General features: G+C 72.3%; 17 protein-coding genes. 10 read left to right on the top strand and 7 right to left on the bottom strand.

Going from position 1 to position 16,606, the window contains the following annotated elements:
• Positions 1-83: 83 nt before the first annotated feature.
• Positions 84-1,106: a heavy metal transporter gene (locus B1H29_RS12820; protein ID WP_079160192.1), complete on the bottom strand. Its 1,023-nt coding sequence runs from the start codon at positions 1,104-1,106 to the stop codon at positions 84-86.
• An 84-nt stretch (positions 1,107-1,190) separates the two neighbouring features.
• On the opposite strand from B1H29_RS12820, the gene dapE reads away from it, so the two are divergent.
• Both dapE and B1H29_RS12810 read left to right on the top strand, forming a co-directional pair.
• Positions 1,191-2,270 (top strand): succinyl-diaminopimelate desuccinylase, encoded by a 1,080-nt coding sequence (gene dapE / locus B1H29_RS12815; protein WP_055418006.1) that lies wholly within the window; start codon positions 1,191-1,193, stop codon positions 2,268-2,270.
• A gap of 108 nt (positions 2,271-2,378) precedes the next feature.
• A complete protein-coding gene (locus B1H29_RS12810) occupies positions 2,379-3,137 on the top strand; it encodes a TIGR00730 family Rossman fold protein (protein WP_055418005.1) in 759 nt (252 codons plus the stop codon).
• 147 nt (positions 3,138-3,284) lie between these two features.
• Here B1H29_RS12810 and folP read toward each other — a convergent pair whose 3' ends face one another.
• Entirely contained in the window at positions 3,285-4,145 is an 861-nt protein-coding gene (gene folP, locus B1H29_RS12805; protein ID WP_055418004.1) for a dihydropteroate synthase, read from the bottom strand.
• A gap of 290 nt (positions 4,146-4,435) precedes the next feature.
• On the opposite strand from folP, the gene B1H29_RS12800 reads away from it, so the two are divergent.
• Together B1H29_RS12800 and B1H29_RS12795 are read left to right on the top strand one after the other, a co-directional pair.
• On the top strand, positions 4,436-4,795 hold the full coding sequence (locus tag B1H29_RS12800) for a DivIVA domain-containing protein (RefSeq protein WP_055418003.1): 360 nt from the start codon (positions 4,436-4,438) through the stop codon (positions 4,793-4,795).
• On the top strand, positions 4,792-5,406 hold the full coding sequence (locus B1H29_RS12795) for a DNA-3-methyladenine glycosylase I (protein WP_055418002.1): 615 nt from the start codon (positions 4,792-4,794) through the stop codon (positions 5,404-5,406). Before B1H29_RS12800 ends, B1H29_RS12795 begins: the two co-directional genes overlap by 4 nt.
• A 74-nt stretch (positions 5,407-5,480) precedes the next feature.
• Here B1H29_RS12795 and B1H29_RS12790 read toward each other — a convergent pair whose 3' ends face one another.
• Positions 5,481-6,284, bottom strand: coding sequence for an enoyl-CoA hydratase/isomerase family protein (locus B1H29_RS12790; RefSeq protein ID WP_055418001.1), 804 nt, complete (start codon positions 6,282-6,284; stop codon positions 5,481-5,483).
• Between the two features lie 371 nt (positions 6,285-6,655).
• Here B1H29_RS12790 and B1H29_RS12785 point away from each other — a divergent pair, with 371 nt between their 5' ends.
• Positions 6,656-6,823, top strand: a complete 168-nt coding sequence (locus tag B1H29_RS12785) for a DUF3117 domain-containing protein (RefSeq protein WP_003966491.1) — start codon at positions 6,656-6,658, stop codon at positions 6,821-6,823.
• 113 nt (positions 6,824-6,936) lie between these two features.
• Here B1H29_RS12785 and B1H29_RS12780 read toward each other — a convergent pair whose 3' ends face one another.
• Positions 6,937-7,635: an O-methyltransferase gene (locus B1H29_RS12780; protein ID WP_167392597.1), complete on the bottom strand. Its 699-nt coding sequence runs from the start codon at positions 7,633-7,635 to the stop codon at positions 6,937-6,939.
• 287 nt (positions 7,636-7,922) lie between these two features.
• Between B1H29_RS12780 and sigE the strand changes: the two genes are divergently transcribed.
• The 5 genes from sigE (at position 7,923) to B1H29_RS12755 (ending at position 13,307) form a co-directional block, all read left to right on the top strand.
• Positions 7,923-8,594: an RNA polymerase sigma factor SigE gene (sigE, locus tag B1H29_RS12775; protein ID WP_055418933.1), complete on the top strand. Its 672-nt coding sequence runs from the start codon at positions 7,923-7,925 to the stop codon at positions 8,592-8,594.
• Positions 8,595-8,662: 68 nt separating this feature from the next.
• Positions 8,663-9,601: a zf-HC2 domain-containing protein gene (locus B1H29_RS12770; RefSeq protein ID WP_348273497.1), complete on the top strand. Its 939-nt coding sequence runs from the start codon at positions 8,663-8,665 to the stop codon at positions 9,599-9,601.
• Between the two features lie 94 nt (positions 9,602-9,695).
• A complete protein-coding gene (locus B1H29_RS12765; RefSeq protein ID WP_055417998.1) occupies positions 9,696-11,783 on the top strand; it encodes a trypsin-like peptidase domain-containing protein in 2,088 nt (695 codons plus the stop codon).
• Between the two features lie 148 nt (positions 11,784-11,931).
• Complete coding sequence (locus tag B1H29_RS12760) at positions 11,932-12,390, top strand: sec-independent translocase (RefSeq protein WP_055417997.1); 459 nt, start codon at positions 11,932-11,934, stop codon at positions 12,388-12,390.
• A gap of 245 nt (positions 12,391-12,635) precedes the next feature.
• Positions 12,636-13,307: a hypothetical protein gene (locus B1H29_RS12755; protein WP_055417996.1), complete on the top strand. Its 672-nt coding sequence runs from the start codon at positions 12,636-12,638 to the stop codon at positions 13,305-13,307.
• A gap of 66 nt (positions 13,308-13,373) precedes the next feature.
• On the opposite strand, the gene B1H29_RS12750 is transcribed toward B1H29_RS12755, so the two are convergent.
• Genes B1H29_RS12750 through B1H29_RS12740 form a run of 3 tightly spaced genes read right to left on the bottom strand, consistent with a single transcriptional unit; the run spans position 13,374 to position 16,432 of the window.
• Positions 13,374-14,507: an Mrp/NBP35 family ATP-binding protein gene (locus tag B1H29_RS12750; protein WP_055417995.1), complete on the bottom strand. Its 1,134-nt coding sequence runs from the start codon at positions 14,505-14,507 to the stop codon at positions 13,374-13,376.
• A 43-nt stretch (positions 14,508-14,550) separates the two neighbouring features.
• Positions 14,551-15,150: a DUF1003 domain-containing protein gene (locus B1H29_RS12745; RefSeq protein ID WP_055417994.1), complete on the bottom strand. Its 600-nt coding sequence runs from the start codon at positions 15,148-15,150 to the stop codon at positions 14,551-14,553.
• Positions 15,140-16,432 carry a magnesium transporter MgtE N-terminal domain-containing protein gene (locus B1H29_RS12740; RefSeq protein WP_055417993.1) on the bottom strand — a complete coding sequence of 431 codons (1,293 nt, stop codon included), beginning with the start codon at positions 16,430-16,432 and terminating at the stop codon, positions 15,140-15,142. The genes B1H29_RS12745 and B1H29_RS12740 overlap by 11 nt, the downstream gene beginning before the upstream one ends.
• Positions 16,433-16,606: the final 174 nt, after the last annotated feature.

Here is a 16,606-nt window from a genome sequence, read left to right as displayed (position 1 = left end):
CGACGGCGCGCAAACCCGCGCACCGCGTCGACCCGACGCCGGTGCGGGTAACTCCCAGGGGTGACGGCTCGTACGGGCGAGCGCTACCGCGCGGAGGTGATGCGGACGGACCCCGCGGCCCGCTCGGCGCCGCCCGTGCTGCCCGTACCCGTCGGGTACCACTTGCTGTCGGTGCTTCCCGCGGTCCACACGCGGCCCGCGTAGGAGACGCGTTCGATGCGCAGCGAGGAGGCGTTGGCCACCGCCCAGTGGGCGAGCTGCCAGCCTCGCCGGTCGAGGCGCTCCTCCGTGCCCGAGCCGGCGGTCACGGGCAGCGTCACGGTCCGCCCGTCGGAGCCGTCGGAGCCGTCGGAGCCGTCGGAGCCGGCGGAGGCGCCCGTTCCGCCCGGGGTCGGGGAGGGGGAGGCCGTGGGTGCCGCCGAGGCGCCGTCCGCGGTCGCCCCGGCCGGCTGGAGCACGTCCTGCCCGAAGTCCCGTACGAGCGCCGCGCGGACCGCGGCCGGCCCCTCGGCCCGGGCCGCGCCCGGGCGTCCCTCGCAGGTCAGCGTCGCCGCGGAGCGTCCGGTCAGCGCGGCCGCGAGCAGCTTGGCGTCCGTTTCGTGCTTGGCGTAGGCCTGCGGGAAGCCGCTGCGCTGCACGCGCTGGGCGGCGACGGTCAGCGGCAGGCGCGTGTAGCCGGGCACCTCGACCAGGTGGTCGTAGAACCTGGCCGCCGAGTAGGCCGGGTCCATGATCTCCTTCGGGGTGCCCCAGCCCTGGGACGGCCGCTGCTGGAACAGGCCGAGAGAGTCGCGGTCGCCGTAGTCGATGTTGCGCAGTGTCGACTCCTGCAGGGCGGTTGCCAGCGCGATCGTCACCGCCCGCTCCGGCAGGTTGCGCGCGGTGCCCACGGCGGTGATCGTCGCTGCGTTCACCGCCTGCTCCGGTGTGAACTCGTAGGTCGTCCGGTCGTCCTCGGCCGAGACGACCTTGCAACCGGGGGCGCCCACGCCCCCGGTGACGTACTGCACCGCGAGGTACCCGGCGACCGCGAGCAGGACCATGGAGGCCGCGCCGGAACGGAGCAGGCGGCCACGGCGTTTGCGGGGTGGGGACGGCTGAAGCACGCGTACAAGGTACTGGAGGGTAGGGCGTGGCGTACGCCGGGTACGCACAGTGCCCGAAAGGGCGGGGGAGTTAGGGTCGGAGCCATGGCCGATACCCCGCTTGACCTCACGCTGGACGCCGCGGAGCTTACCGCGCGACTCGTCGACTTCCCCTCCGAGAGCGGCACCGAGGAGCCGTTGGCGGACGCGATCGAGAGCGCGCTGCGCGCCCTGCCGCACCTGTCGGTCGAGCGGTTCGGCAACAACGTCGTGGCGCGTACGGATCTGGGGCGGGCGGAGCGGGTGCTCCTGGCCGGCCACATCGACACCGTTCCGATCGCGGACAACGTTCCGTCGCGGCTGGACGAGGACGGCGTGCTGTGGGGGTGCGGCACCTGCGACATGAAGGCGGGTGTCGCGGTGCAACTGCGCATCGCCGCCACCGTCCCGGCCCCCAACCGCGACCTGACCTTCGTCTTCTACGACAACGAGGAGGTCGCCGCCGAGCTGAACGGGCTGAAGCACGTCGCCGAGGCGCACCCCGAGTGGCTGGAGGGCGACTTCGCGGTGCTGCTCGAACCGTCGGACGGCCAGGTGGAGGGCGGCTGCCAGGGCACGCTGCGGGTGCTGCTGAAGACGACGGGGGAGCGGGCGCACTCCGCGCGCTCCTGGATGGGTTCCAACGCCATCCACGCCGCCGCGCCGATCCTCGCGCGCCTGGCGGCGTACGAGCCGCGCTACCCGGTGATCGACGGGCTGGAGTACCGCGAGGGCCTGAACGCGGTCGGCGTCACGGGCGGGGTGGCGGGCAACGTCATCCCCGACGAGTGCGTGGTCACGGTCAACTTCCGCTACGCCCCGGACCGCAGCCCCGAGGAGGCCCTCGCCCACGTGCGCGAGGTCTTCGCGGACTGCGGGGTGGCGGAGTTCGTGGTCGACGACCACAGCGGCGCGGCCCTGCCGGGGCTGTCCCACCCGGCCGCGGCGGCCTTCATCGAGGCGGTGGGCGGCACCCCGCAGCCCAAGTACGGCTGGACGGACGTGTCGCGCTTCTCGGCGCTCGGCGTCCCGGCGGTCAACTACGGCCCGGGCAACCCCCACTTGGCCCACAAGCGCGACGAGCGGGTCGAGGTGGCGAAGATCCTCGCGGGGGAGGAGCGCCTGCGGTCCTGGCTGACCGCGTGATCCGCGCCGGGTTTACGCGGCTGTGTGACGGACATGCTGAGGTCCCTCGTACGTAACCCGCGTAGATCTACGCTGAGGTGGAGAAACCTGGAACTGGAGGGAGCGCGCATGGCTACCGGCAACCCCGAGGGCAAGAAGCGGCCACCGGAGGAGCAGCGCCTGGGCCCTGTCCTCCGGCGGCGGGGTCAGGTGCAGAAGAGCACCACGGACCAGCGTCTGCTGGACGAGCGTGCCCCGACGGACTGGGTGCACACCGACCCCTGGCGCGTCCTGCGCATCCAGTCGGAGTTCATCGAGGGCTTCGGCACGCTGGCCGAACTCCCACCCGCGATCAGCGTCTTCGGCTCCGCCCGTACGGCGGCGGACTCACCGGAGTACGAGGCGGGCGTGCGGCTCGGGCGCGGCCTGGTGGAAGCGGGTTTCGCGGTCATCACCGGCGGTGGGCCCGGCGCCATGGAGGCGGCCAACAAGGGCGCCCTCGAGGCGAACGGCACCTCGGTCGGTCTCGGCATCGAGCTGCCCTTCGAGCAGGGGCTCAACCCGTACGTCGACATCGGCCTGAACTTCCGCTACTTCTTCGTCCGCAAGATGATGTTCGTGAAGTACGCGCAGGGCTTCGTGGTGCTGCCCGGCGGACTCGGCACCCTCGACGAACTCTTCGAGGCCCTCACCCTGGTGCAGACCCAGAAGGTCACCCGTTTCCCCATCGTCCTCTTCGGCTCCGAGTACTGGGGCGGGCTGGTCGACTGGCTCCGCGGCACCCTGGTCGCCCAGGGCAAGGCCGCGGAGAAGGACCTCCTCCTCTTCCACGTCACGGACGACGTGGACGAGGCGGTGGCCCTGGTCTCCAAGGAGGCGGGGCGGTAGACACCAGCGGGGCCCATGGGCCCAGGTCCCCAGGCCCCCAGCCCCCAGGCCCCCAGGGGCCAGGGGGCGGGAGTCGGGCCCCTTGGGTCCCTTGGGTCCCCTGGGCCTCCCCTGAGTCTTCTCCGGGCCTGTCCCCGAGTCCGTCCCCTAAGCCAGGCCCCGCCTGGCGACGGCGGGCTCCCGGTGGCCCGCGATGGTCGCGACCATGTCCAGCACCTGCCGTGTCTCCGCCACCTCGTGCACCCGGTACACCCGCGCCCCCAGCCACGCGGACACCGCCGTCGTCGCCAGCGTCCCCAGCACCCGCTCCTTCACGGGCCGGTCCAGCGTCTCCCCGACGAAGTCCTTGTTGGACAGGGACACCAGCACCGGCCACCCCGTCTCCACCATCTCCCCGAGCCGCCGCGTCGCCTCCAGGCTGTGCCGCGTGTTCTTCCCGAAGTCGTGACCGGGGTCGATCAGCACCGACTCCCGCGGCACGCCCAGCGCCACCGCCCGCTCGGCCAGCCCCAGCGTCACCTTCAGGATGTCGGCCATGACGTCGTCGTACGTCACCCGGTGCGGCCGGGTCCTCGGCTGAGCGCCGCCGGCGTGTGTGCACACCAGCCCCGCCCCGTACCGCGCGGCGACCTCCGCGAGCTTCGGATCGACGCCGCCCCACGCGTCGTTGAGCACGTCGGCCCCCGCCTCGCACACGGCCTCGCCGACCTCGTGCCGCCAGGTGTCCACGCTGATCACGACGTCCGGGTACCGCCGCCGCACCTCCGCGACGAACCCCACCGTCCGCCGCGCCTCCTCCTCGGCCGACACCTCGTCCCCCGGTCCGGCCTTCACCCCGCCGACGTCGATGATCGCGGCACCCTCGGCCACCGCCTGCTCCACGCGCGCGAGGGCCGGCTCGTCGCGGAAGGTCGCCCCCCGGTCGTAGAAGGAGTCCGGGGTCCGGTTCACGATCGCCATGATCACCGGCTCGTGCGCCGCGAATCCACGCCTGCCCAGCCTGAGCATCCCCTGTGACCTCTCCTCATCCATACCGTTCTCACGTCCCGCTCTCGACCCTTGGGCCGACCACCGGATCCGACCACCGGGTCCCGTTCTCTCCGGTCCTCAACGTGCGGCTTCGACCGCCTGCGGCCCCGACTGTCAGACTCGCATGGCACGATCGGACCCGACACAACCGACTCCGACTCACTCGGGCTCCCGGTCCGACTCCCAGCCCGACTCAGATCCAACCAGCCACGCGATCCCGTCGAACCCACGCGATCGCCGCGCTCGACCCGACCATGGGGGCCTCAGCGATGGTCATGTTCCTGTTCCTCGTCGTCGCGCTGGCCGTCGTGGTCGCCGCGGTGACACTCGCCGTGGTGAGCGGCGGCGACAGCGGGCCGTTGCCCGACGCCGCCCCCGAGCGGCTGCGGGACTCCCTGCCCCCGGACCGCCCCGTGGGCCGCGCGGACGTCGAACGGCTCCGCTTCCCGCTCGTCGCCCGCGGCTACCGCATGGCGGACGTCGACGACGCCCTCGGCCGCCTCGGCGCCGAGCTGGCCGAGCGCGACGCCCGCATCGCAGACCTGGAGTCCGCGCTGGCCGGCGCCCGGGCCGCCATCGCCCACCAGCACGTCTCCATGGAGAAGCCGACCCCGAAGGAGCAGCAGTGAGCGCCGGGGAGGCCGTCGCGGGACCGGACGGCGCGCCGCGCTGCCCCTGGGCCCTGTCCACCGCGGACTACGTGACCTACCACGACGAGGAATGGGGTCGCGCGGTCCACGGCGACGACGCCCTGTACGAGCGCCTCAGCCTGGAGGCCTTCCAGTCCGGCCTGTCCTGGATCACCATCCTGCGCCGTCGCCCCGGCTTCCGTACCGCCTTCGCCGGCTTCGAGATCGCCAAGGTGGCGGACTTCACCGACGAGGACCGCGAGCGCCTGCTCGCCGACACGGGCATCATCCGCAACCGCGCCAAGATCGACGCGACCATCGCCAACGCGCGGGCGCTGGCCGAGTGGGCCCCAGGCGACCTGGACGAACTGATCTGGTCCCACGCCCCCGACCCGGCCGGCCGGCCGGTGCCCGGGAACCTCGCCGACGTCCCGGCCGTCACACCGGAGTCCACGGCGCTTTCCAAGGCACTGAAGAAGCGGGGCCTGCGTTTCGTCGGTCCGACGACCGCGTACGCGCTGATGCAGGCGTGCGGACTGGTCAACGACCACCTGGCGGCGTGCGTGGCACGCGACAGCCCGTCCGGGGGTGCCCCCTCCGGGGGAGCCTGAGGACGAGACCGTCCGGGCCGGGGCGGGGGCCCCGGCACCGGCACCGGTCAGCGCGGCCGGCGAGCAGGGGGGGCTCACTTGCCGAGATAGCGCGGCTTCTCCTTGTCGACGAACGCCCGCACCGCGATCGCGTGGTCCTGGGAGGAGCCCGCCCGGGACTGCAACTCGTCCTCCTTGTCCAGGGTCTCGGAGAGCGAGTGCGTCAGCCCGTACGCCATCGCCTCCTTCAGCGCCGCGTACGCCACCGTCGGGCCCTCCGCCAGCGCCCGCGCCGTCTGCTCGGCCTCGGCCCGCAGGTCGGCCGCGGGGACGACCCGGTTGGCGATGCCCAGCTCGTACGCCTCGCGGGCGCCGATGCTGCGCGGGAAGAGCAGCAGGTCGGCGGCGCGCCCGGGGCCGACGACGCGCGGCAGCGTCCAGGAGACGCCCGAGTCGGCGGTGAGCGCCACGCCCGCGAAGGACGTGTTGAAGGTCGCCGTCTCCGCGACGACCCGGTAGTCCGCCGCGAGCGCGAAGCCGAAGCCGGCCCCGGCCGCCACGCCGTTCACGGCGGCGACCACCGGCTTCCGGGCCTCGGAGAGCGCCCGCACGATCGGGTTGTAGTGCTCGCGCACCGTGCTCATGGTCTGGCCCGAGCCCGTTTCCCGGTCGGCGGCCAGCAGCCCGATGTGCTCCTTGAGGTCCTGGCCCACGCAGAACGCCCGATCCCCGGCCGCGGTCAGCAGTACCGCGCGTACGGCGTCGTCCGCCGCCGCGGAGCGCACCGCGTCCCGGAGCGCGACCTTGGTCTCGATGTTCAGCGCGTTCATCGCCTCGGGGCGGTTGAGCGTGATCGTCGCGAGCCCGTCGCTCACCTCGTAGAGCACGGTGTCGGCCATGGGGTTCCCCTCCGCGTCGTAGTCGTACGGTCGTGGTCGTAGGTGTCTGTCCGGGACACAGCATGACGGAGACCACCGGCGACGGATCGCTCGGGAGATGTGACCTGCGTCAAAGAATTCCGGTCCGTATCCATTCGGCGGAAGTGGGCGAGGGCGCGCAGTATCGCAGTCACATCGCCGAATTGAGTGGTTTTGCTCGCGTGCGTTGCCCAAGCGATGCCGACCGATGTTGGTCATCGGGTCCTGGGATGCGGGATAATGGCTTGGAAGCAATGTGTTCGATGCCGGTGTCGCGCGTCCATGCCGGACTGCGCGTGCCCTCACGGGCCGTCGGCGGTGACGGTGAGCTGGTATCAGGAAGGGGAACGAGCATGGCGGCCATGAAGCCGCGGACGGGCGATGGCCCGCTCGAGGTGACCAAGGAGGGGCGGGGCATCGTCATGCGCGTTCCGCTCGAAGGCGGCGGTCGACTCGTCGTCGAGCTGACCCCCGACGAGGCCGACGCGCTCGGCGACGCCCTCAAGAAGGTCGTCGGCTGACGCGCGAGCGACCATACCCGTTCAATCGCCCCGGTACCGCACAGGGTGCCGGGGCGATTGTTTTTCTGTTTTCACGTGAGATCCCGGTTTTTCCGGTCTGCCGCGGCCGGCATTCAGCGCTTGACGGCGCACAGCAGTCCGTCGCCCACCGGCAGCAGTGACGGCACCAGTTCCTGGCTCTCCCGCACCGCGCGCAGGACTTCCCGCAGCCGCAGCACCTCGGTGGGCTGCGGCCCGGAGTCGATCGTCCGGCCGGCGCCGAAGACGCCCTCGAAGGCGACGAGCCCTCCGGGGCGCAGCAGGCGCAACGATTCAGCGAGATAGTCCAGGTACTCCAGGCGGTCGCCGTCGCAGAAGACCAGGTCGTAACCGGCGTCCGCGAGCCGGGGCAGCACGTCCAGGGCGCGGCCCGGGATGAAGCGGGCCCGGTTGCTGGCGAAGCCCGCGGCCCGGAAGGCCTGGCGGGCGAACTGCTGGTGTTCCGGCTCCGGGTCGACCGTGGTCAGTACCCCGTCCGGCCGCATGCCGTGCAGCAGATGGATCCCGGAGACGCCGCAGCCGGTGCCGATCTCCGCGACGGCCTTGGCGTCCACGGCGGCGGCGAGCAACCCCAGCGCGGAGCCCGTGCCCGGGGTCACCGAGCGCAGGCCGGCCTCCCGGGCCCGGTCGCGTGCCCAGAGCAGCGCGTCGTCCTCGGCGACAAAGGCGTCGGCGAACGCCCAGCTCGTCTGCCGGTTGCCGGTAATGACCCTCTCCTGTCCCCGTCGTTGCCTCGGCGTGACTGTATCCGTTGGCGTCGGGAACCCGCAGATGGGACCGGTCGTTTAAAGGGGCGAGTAAAGAGACGACCGAGCGGCGGGACTGCGACGGGGGGCGGCGGATGGACCAGGGCGTCGAGCAAGTGCTGACGCAGCCGTACGAGCCGTGGCAGCCCAGATCAAATTCTCGTAAAACCGCTTATCCGGAGCTAACGGGCGAGGTGGCTATGGTAGGGGCTCCACTGGACACCACCAGAGCCGACAGGGGAGGTGCGGCCGCACCAGCGGATCGGGGAGGAGTGCTGCGGCGCTTCCTCGGATCGGCGGGCAGGCCGAAATCCGTGAACGACACCGCTGCTGACAACAGCCACGCCAATGGTCCCGCCACGGGACACGTTCAGACCGCGACCTTTTCCAGCGACGCGGACGGGCAGGCGTGGACTCCGCCCACCTGGGAGGAGATCGTCAGCACCCACAGCGGCCGGGTCTATCGCCTCGCCTACCGCCTCACCGGCAACCAGCACGACGCCGAGGACCTCACTCAAGAGGTCTTCGTCCGCGTCTTCCGGTCGCTGTCGACCTACACGCCGGGCACCTTCGAGGGCTGGCTGCACCGCATCACCACCAACCTCTTCCTGGACATGGTCCGCCGCAAGCAGCGCATCCGCTTCGACGCGCTCGGCGACGACGCGGCCGAGCGGCTGCCCAGCAAGGAGCCCAGCCCGCAGCAGGTCTTCCACGACGCCCACTTCGACGCGGACGTCCAGCAGGCCCTGGACACCCTCGCGCCCGAGTTCCGCGCAGCCGTGGTCCTGTGCGACATCGAAGGGCTGTCGTACGAGGAGATCGCCGCGACACTCGGCGTCAAGCTCGGCACGGTCCGTTCCCGGATCCACCGCGGCCGTTCCCAGTTGCGCAAGGCACTCGCGCACCGGTCTCCCAAGGCGCGTGCCGAGCGTCGCTCGTTCGCGCCCCGTGTTCCCGCACTGGGAGGAGGGGGCACGAGCGCGTGAGTGGATCACGGCCGAAATCCGAGGGGCACCTCGCAGAGCAGCATCTGGGAGACCGACTCTCCGCCCTGGTGGACGGAGAGCTCGGTCATGACACGCGTGAGCGTGTACTGGCGCACGTGGCCACCTGCCCGAAGTGCAAGGCGGAGGTGGACGCACAGCGCCGGCTGAAGAACGTCTTCGCGGAAGCGGCCCCGCCCGCCCCGTCCGAGAGCTTCCTGGCCCGCCTCCAGGGGCTCCCCGGGGGCGGTGACACCGGCGGTGCCGGTGGCTCGCCGCTGGGCGGGCAAAGGTTCGCCGGTGGCCTCGACGGGGTCTTCGGGACGAAGCGCGACGAGCGGTTCGAGTTCGACTACGTCCCCGCCCGGCCGCACTCCGCCGTACTGTCGCCCTCCTCGCGGGGCCCGTCCTCGCCGGGGCGGGGCTTCCGGGTTCATGACGTGAGCCGGCACGAGTCCGAGCGGTCGTCCTCGCGCGGCCTGCGGTTCGCCTGTGCCGCCGCCGGCGCGGTGTCGTTGGCCGCGATCGCGCTGGGCGGTGTCACCGTCGGCACCCCGGACACCAGCACGGAGGCCCGCGGCTCCGGGAGCGGCAGCAATGTGACGCCGACGCGCTCGCAGGGCGCGGGAGCGGTCACCGGCTCCGAGAGCCAGCGCCGGCGCGGGGGCGGTTCGCTGCTCGGGCAGGTCCAGGGGCAGCGGGCGCTCGGTGACACCCCCGTCGCCCCCACCGCGTTGTCCGCGCCGCTGCTGCCCGGGCTGCCCGCCCCCGCGGGCGCCGATCCGCGGCAGCAGGCCCTGCGTGCGCTGACGACTCCGGTGACGGCCGGTGCGGCCGCCATGTCCCCGCTGATACGTCCGCTCGAAGCGGTCCCGCCGCTCGCCCTGACCTCATGGTCGACGGCGCCCGAGGTCAGGCCGCCCGGCCTGTTCGCCGCACCGGTCCCCGACCCGGCCCCGTCTCCCTACCCGATGGCGGCTCCCACCGCGTCCCACCGTCCGGCTCCCTGACCGGGCTCTGCGCGCCGGCCCGCGAACCTGATTGAATCCGGGGTGGCATCAGAGCCCTTGGAGCCGACGATCTGCGGCTAGCTGCGGGGAGAACATGAACGAGGGGAAGCCCACGAAGGCGAAGTGGTGGAGTCGTCCCCGCTCGTCCGAAGGCCCGACCGACGGCGACTTCGAACTGGAACGCCCTCGCACGGCCCACACCACCGGCACCGGTGAAGACGTGGCCGACGGGGGCGGCGACCGGACCGACTTCGAACTGGCCCGCCCGGCGCCGTCGCGCGTGGCCGACGAGGGGGACTACGAACTGGACCGGCCGGCGTCCGAGACGGACGGACACCCGGACACCGGCCCCCACGGGGGCGCGGGCGCGGATCCTCGTGGCGCCGATGCCGGTCCGCATGCGGGCGTGGGCGCGGATGCCGTTCGGGACGTGGGCGCGGGCGCGGATGTCGTCCCGGAGGCCGGTGCGGGCGCGGATCCTCGTGGCGCCGATGTCGGCGGTGTCCTGACCGTCGCGTCCGGCGCCGAGCGGCCCAAGCCGCTGCACGACCCCGACCCGTACAGCACTCCGCCGTACGGCGAGCCGGGCCCCTGGGCCCCCGCTCCGCCGGTGCAGCATCCGGCGGCGACGCCCGCGCACGGCACGGTGGCGGCCGGACTTCCCGCGTCCGGCGTGGCCGCGGTGCCGTCGCAGGCTCCGCCTGCGGGTGCGGTGCCCGACCCGGCGTTGGCGGATGCTCCCCCTCCGGTTTTGCCGGCCCGGCACCCCGCGGGGTCTGCCGTGGCCGCGGTGCCGTCGCAGGCTCCGCCTCCGGGTGCGGTGCCCGACCCGGCGTTGGCCGAGGCCCCGCCTCCCGCCCCGCCCACGGCACCGGTGCACGGCGCGACGGCAGCCGCGGTGGCGCCCGCGCCGGCGGGGTCGCCGCAGGCACCGGTGCCCCCCGGTCCGGGCGGTGACGGCCAGGGTGGCGGCACCGACCCTTGGGGGCGTTACGACCCCTGGGCCGTCTCGGCCGCCGCCCCCCTCCAGCACAACGGTGCGGCCGCGCCGACGCGGGAGCAGCGCCGTAAGCGGGCCGGGAAAGCGATCGCCGGCGGCGCGCTGCTGATCGCCCTGGTCTCCGGCGGCATCGGCGGCGCCCTGGGCACGTACCTGGAGCGGAACGGCGGCGTGGGGACGGTGGAGCTGCCGCAGGCCGGCAAGGAGGCGGCGGAGCGGGCGCCGGACAGTGTCGCCGGGATCGCCGCCCGGGCCCTGCCCAGCGTGGTGACCCTGCACGTGAGCGGCAGCGACTCGGCAGGCACCGGCACCGGGTTCGTACTCGACGACCGCGGCCACATCCTGACCAACGACCACGTGGTGGAGCCCGCCGGTTCCGGCGGCGACATAACCGTCACCTTCAACAGCGGCGACACCGCCGAGGCCACGGTCGTCGGCCGCGACAGCGGTTACGACCTCGCCGTCGTGAAGGTGAAGGGCGTCAGCGGCCTCACCCCCCTGCCCCTCGGCAACTCCGACAACGTGCGGGTCGGCGACCCCGTCGTCGCCATCGGCGCCCCCTTCGACCTGGCCGGCACCGTCACCTCCGGCATCATCAGCGCCAAGGAGCGGCCCATCACGGCGGGCGGCGAGGAGGGCGACGGCAGCGACGTCTCGTACGTCGACGCCCTGCAGACCGACGCGCCCATCAACCCGGGCAACTCCGGCGGCCCCCTCCTGGACGCCCGGGGCCGGGCCATCGGCATCAACTCCGCCATCCGGTCCGCCGACAGCGGCGGCGCCGAGTCGGACGGAGGCCAGTCCGGTTCCATAGGGCTCGGCTTCGCCATCCCCATCAACCAGGGCAAGCGCGTCGCCGAGGAACTGATCAACACCGGTAAGGCCACCCACCCCGTCATCGGCATCACCCTCGACATGAACTACTCCGGCGACGGCGCCCGCGTCGGCGCCAAGGGCAGCGACGGCGGACCCGCGGTCACCACGGGCGGGCCCGGGGCCGAGGCCGGCATCCGGCCGGGTGACGTGATCACCGCCGTGGACGGTCAGCGCGTGCACTCCGGTGAGGAACTCATCGTCAAGACCCGCGCCCACCGCCCCGGCGACCGCCTGGAGCTGACGCTCGAGCGCGACGGCAAGGAGACGAAGGTCTCACTGGTGCTCGGCTCCTCCGACGGGGGCTGAGCGGCCGCGCGGGTCCACACGAGGCGCCGGGAAGGCAAACAATTCGGAAAGCGCCCGCGTACACGCACTCGGGGCTCACGGGACGGTACCGGTCGGACGGGGTCGCCGGGTACCGTGGTGGCGGCCCGGACATCCCAAGGAGCTTCAGGTGTTCAATGACATAGGCGCACTAGAGCTGGTGACGCTCGTCGTCCTCGCCGTGCTCGTCTTCGGTCCGGACAAGCTCCCCAAGGTCATCCAGGACGTGACGCGCACCATCCGGAAGATCCGGGAGTTCTCGGACAGCGCCAAGCAGGACATCCGGCAGGAGCTGGGCCCCGAGTTCAAGGACTTCGAGTTCGAGGACCTCAACCCCAAGACCTTCATCCGCAAGCAGTTGGACAACGACGAGCTGGGGCTCAAGGAGATCCGCAACGGCTTCGACCTGAAGAAGGAGATGGCCGAGGTCACCGACGCGGTGCACGGCCGTGAGTCGGACTCGTCGTCCGGTTCGGGGTCGTCCGGTTCCTCGTCGGCCGGCTCCACCGGCGGTCGCATCGACATGACCAAGAAGCCCGAGACCCCCGCCCTCGACGACCGCCCGCCCTTCGACGCGGACGCCACCTGAGTCCGGCCCACGGGCAGCGGTACGGCACGGAGGCCGGCCCCCTCGCCATAACGTGACGCGTCTCACACTCCGGACGGGGCGCACAGGGCCTGAAGGCGACGCCCGGGCGACCCACGCGCCGGGCGATTTCCCGGCTGCCGCCAGTGGTGTGGCTATGCTGCCCGAGTTGTTGTGCGGACCGGACGAGTCGCCCGAACGGGGGCGGGCCGTTCCGTTCCGACGAGAGCGAGGAGGCGTCCGGGCACATGGAGACGACGAGTCAGGCGGTCGCGCAGACGCCGGGCACGGAGGATGGACAAGACGTCCCCTCCGCCCGGCGGACGATCGACGGCTACCTGAGCGCGCCCTTCCCGTGGTACGGCCTCGACGAGGCCTTCACAGGGCGGCGCTGGCTGATGCAGGTGGGCACGGCGGCCGACGGAACCGTGGAACACGGCTCGACCGGGCACGGCGACGAACCGTCGGTGCGCAACGAACACGTGTCCGGTGACGACCAGGACGCCAAGGAGAAGTTCGCGGTCGTCGTGACCGTCGCGGCCAACCCCGACCGGCGCAGCGCCGACGGCACGGGACTGCTGGAGGCCACCTCGGTCTCCTCGGCGGCCTGGCTCGCCGGAGTGGGGCTGCTGTCCTTCACCTGGCCCGGCCAGATGGACCACTCGCTGCGCGACGACTGGCTGGAGCAGCAGACCGAGACCGCGTGGGTCCTCGCGGACGATCTCGACGGAGCGGACTGGTCGACGCTGTCCCTGCCCGTGGACGGCGTGCCGACGCAGTTCCACTACCGGGAGACCGAGTTCGGCTGGGTGCTCGCCGGTTCCACCGGGCAGGGCGTCCACCTGGGGGCGTACGGCAGGGGCATGAGCGCGTACGGGCTGGCCTTCTCGGTGGTCAAGGACATCGCCGCGTACGCCTAGGGAGCGCCCGGGCGTACGAAGAGGGGCGCCGTCCCGGTGGACAGCGCCCCGGCCCCGTACGGAGCCTCAGAACTTGTTCTTCGGCGTGATCCCCAGCGACAGCCCCGACAGGCCGCGCTGACGCCCGCCCAGCTTGCCGGCGATCGAGCGCAGGGCCGCGCCCGCCGGGGAGTCCGGGTCGGTCAGGACGACGGGCTTGCCCTCGTCACCGCCCTCGCGCAGGCGGACGTCGATCGGGATGGAGCCGAGGACCGGCACCGACGCGCCCGTGGTGCGGGTCAGGCCGTCGGCGACCGACTGGCCGCCTCCGGTGCCGAAGACGTCGACCATCTCGCCGCAGTGCGGGCAGGGCAGGCCGGACATGTTCTCGACCACGCCGACGATCTTCTGGTGGGTCTGGACGGCGATCGCGCCCGCCCGCTCCGCCACCTCGGCCGCGGCCTGCTGAGGGGTCGTCACGACCAGGATCTCGGCGTTCGGCACGAGTTGCGCCACGGAGATCGCGATGTCGCCGGTGCCGGGCGGCAGGTCGAGCAGCAGGACGTCCAGGTCGCCCCAGTACACGTCCGCCAGGAACTGCTGGAGCGCGCGGTGCAGCATCGGGCCGCGCCAGACGACCGGCGCGTTGCCCGGGGTGAACATGCCGATGGAGATGACCTTCACGCCGTTGGCCGAAGGCGGCATGATCATGTTCTCGACCTGGGTGGGCCGGCCGTCGGCGCCCAGCATGCGCGGCACGGAGTGGCCGTAGATGTCGGCGTCGACGACACCGACCTTGAGGCCGTCCGCCGCCATCGACGCCGCCAGGTTCACCGTCACCGAGGACTTGCCGACGCCGCCCTTGCCGGAGGCGACCGCGTACACCCGGGTCAGACTGCCGGGCTTGGCGAAGGGCACCTCGCGCTCGGTCTGGCCGCCGCGCAGGGCGTTCGCCAGCTCCTTGCGCTGCTCGTCGCTCATCACGTCCAGCTCGACGTCGACACGCGTGACACCCTCCACCCGCGACACCGCGTCCGTCACCCGCTGCGTGATCGTGTCCCGCATGGGGCAGCCGGAGACCGTCAGGTACACGGCGACCGCGACCGCTCCGTCCGCGCCGATCTCCACCGACTTGACCATCCCGAGCTCGGTGATGGGGCGGTTGATCTCGGGGTCGTTCACCGTCGCCAGTGCTTCACGCACCGCGTCTTCCGTAGCCATAGGTCGATGGTACGGCGCCGCCCACGGGGCACGGAAAGCCCCGTCACCGGTCGTGTACGTCACGCCCCGCGGACCGATCTGCCGGGAATACCCCGCGCTCGGGGTGGTGGCCGTTCTGCCGCTCCTCCAGGTCCCTGAGCACGTCCTGCAGCTCGGAGCGGATCCAGTCCCTCGTCGCCACCTCCCCGAGGCCGATGCGCAGGGCGGCGATCTCCCGCGTCAGGTACTCGGTGTCGGCGATCGACCGCTCGTTCTGCTTGCGGTCCTGCTCCAGGTTGACCCGGTCCCGGTCGTCCTGCCGGTTCTGCGCGAGCAGGATCAGCGGGGCCGCGTAGGAGGCCTGCAGCGACAGCATCAGCGTCAGGAAGATGAACGGGTACTCGTCGAAGCGCAGGCCGCTCGGCGCGGACACGTTCCACACCACCCACAGGATGATGACGACGGTCATCCAGACGATGAACCGCCCGGTGCCCAGGAATCGCGCCACGCGCTCCGACAGCCGCCCGAAGGACTCCGGGTCCCACTCGGGCAGCAGCCTGCGGCGCGGCGGGCGGGGCTGGTCCAGGCGCGTCCGGGCACGGGAGGACGCCGTGGCACCCGACGCGGCACGCTCACGGGTCGCGGTCTCGCGCTCAGGCGCCATCGGCGCTCACCTCCCCCGGCGTCTCCTCGAGGTGGTACTCGGTCTCCCGCCAGTCGTCGGGCAGCATGTGGTCCAGTACGTCGTCCACGGTGACCGCGCCCAGCAGCGACCCGGAATCGTCGACGACGGGCGCCGCGACCATGTCGTACGCGGCGAAGAACCCGGCGACCACGGGCAGCGCGGCGTCCGGATCCAGGGGTTGCAGGTCGTCGTCGATGATCGAGCCGACCAGCGTGTACGGGGGGTCGCGCAACAGGCGCTGGAAGTGGACCGTGCCCAGGTACTTGCCGGTCGGGGTCTCCTCGGGCGGCCGGCAGACGTAGACCTGCGCCGCGTGCGCCGGGGAGAGGTCGGGGTTGCGGATGTGGGCCAGGGCGTCCGCGACGGTCGCGTCGGGCCGCAGCACGATCGGCTCGGTCGTCATCAGACCGCCGGCCGTGTGCTCCTCGTACGCCATCAGGCGCCGCATGTCGGCCGCGTCGTCGGGCTTCATCAGGCTCAGCAGCCGCTCCTTGTCCTCCTCGGGCAGCTCACCGAGCAGGTCGGCCGCGTCGTCGGGGTCCATCGCCTCCAGCACGTCCGCGGCGCGCTCCTCCTTGAGCTTGCCGAGGATCTCGATCTGGTCGTCCTCGGGCAGCTCCTCCAGTACGTCCGCCAGGCGGTCGTCGTCGAGGGCGGCGGCGACCTCGGCGCGGCGCTTGGCGGACAGGTGGTGCAGGACGTTGGCGAGGTCGGCGGGGCGCAACTGCTCGAAGGTGGCGAGGAGGTTCTCCGCGCCCTGCCCCTGCTCCTCCACGGAGAAGCCGGTGACGCCGGACCACTCGACGGTCAGCGTCTCGCCCTTGTTGCGCCGGAAGGCGCCGCCCTTCTTGCCCTTGCGGACGAAGACCTTGTCGATCTCCCAGTCCCGGCGGGCCGGCAACTGCTGCACCGACAGGTCCAGGACGGTGACCTCCTCGCCGGTCTCGGTGAGGGTGACCCGCCGGTCGAGCAGCTCGCCGAAGACGAGGCGCTCGGTGGGCCGCTGCTCGAAGCGCCGCACGTTCACCACGCCGGTGGTGATGACCTGGCCGGACTCGATGCCGGTGATCCGGGTCATGGGCAGGAAGATGCGGCGGCGGGTGCTGAGTTCGACGACCAGGCCGAGCACGCGCGGGGGTTTGCGGGCGACGCGGAGCATGACGACCAGATCACGTACGCGTCCCACCTGGTCGCCGGCCGGGTCGAACACGGCGATGCCGGAGAGATGGGAGACGAAGATCCGGGGGGCGCCCGCTGCCATGGCCGCGGCTCCTTTTCGTAAGCGTGCGTGAGAGCTGATTCGTACGGTGTCTCATTCCCGAATTGCCCGCTCGGACGGGCTTCAGGCTAGCCCGTCCCGAACGGCTCCGCCCTGGTGGCCGGTCCGGACGGACTGGCTCCGTTCGCCGTCCACGGCCCCGGTACGCTGCGGTAC

The organism is Streptomyces pactum (assembly GCF_002005225.1).
In the GTDB taxonomy this organism is placed as follows: domain Bacteria; phylum Actinomycetota; class Actinomycetes; order Streptomycetales; family Streptomycetaceae; genus Streptomyces; species Streptomyces pactum_A.
Note: the sequence above shows the minus strand (reverse complement) of the source record. Positions and strands in the feature narration are given on the sequence as shown.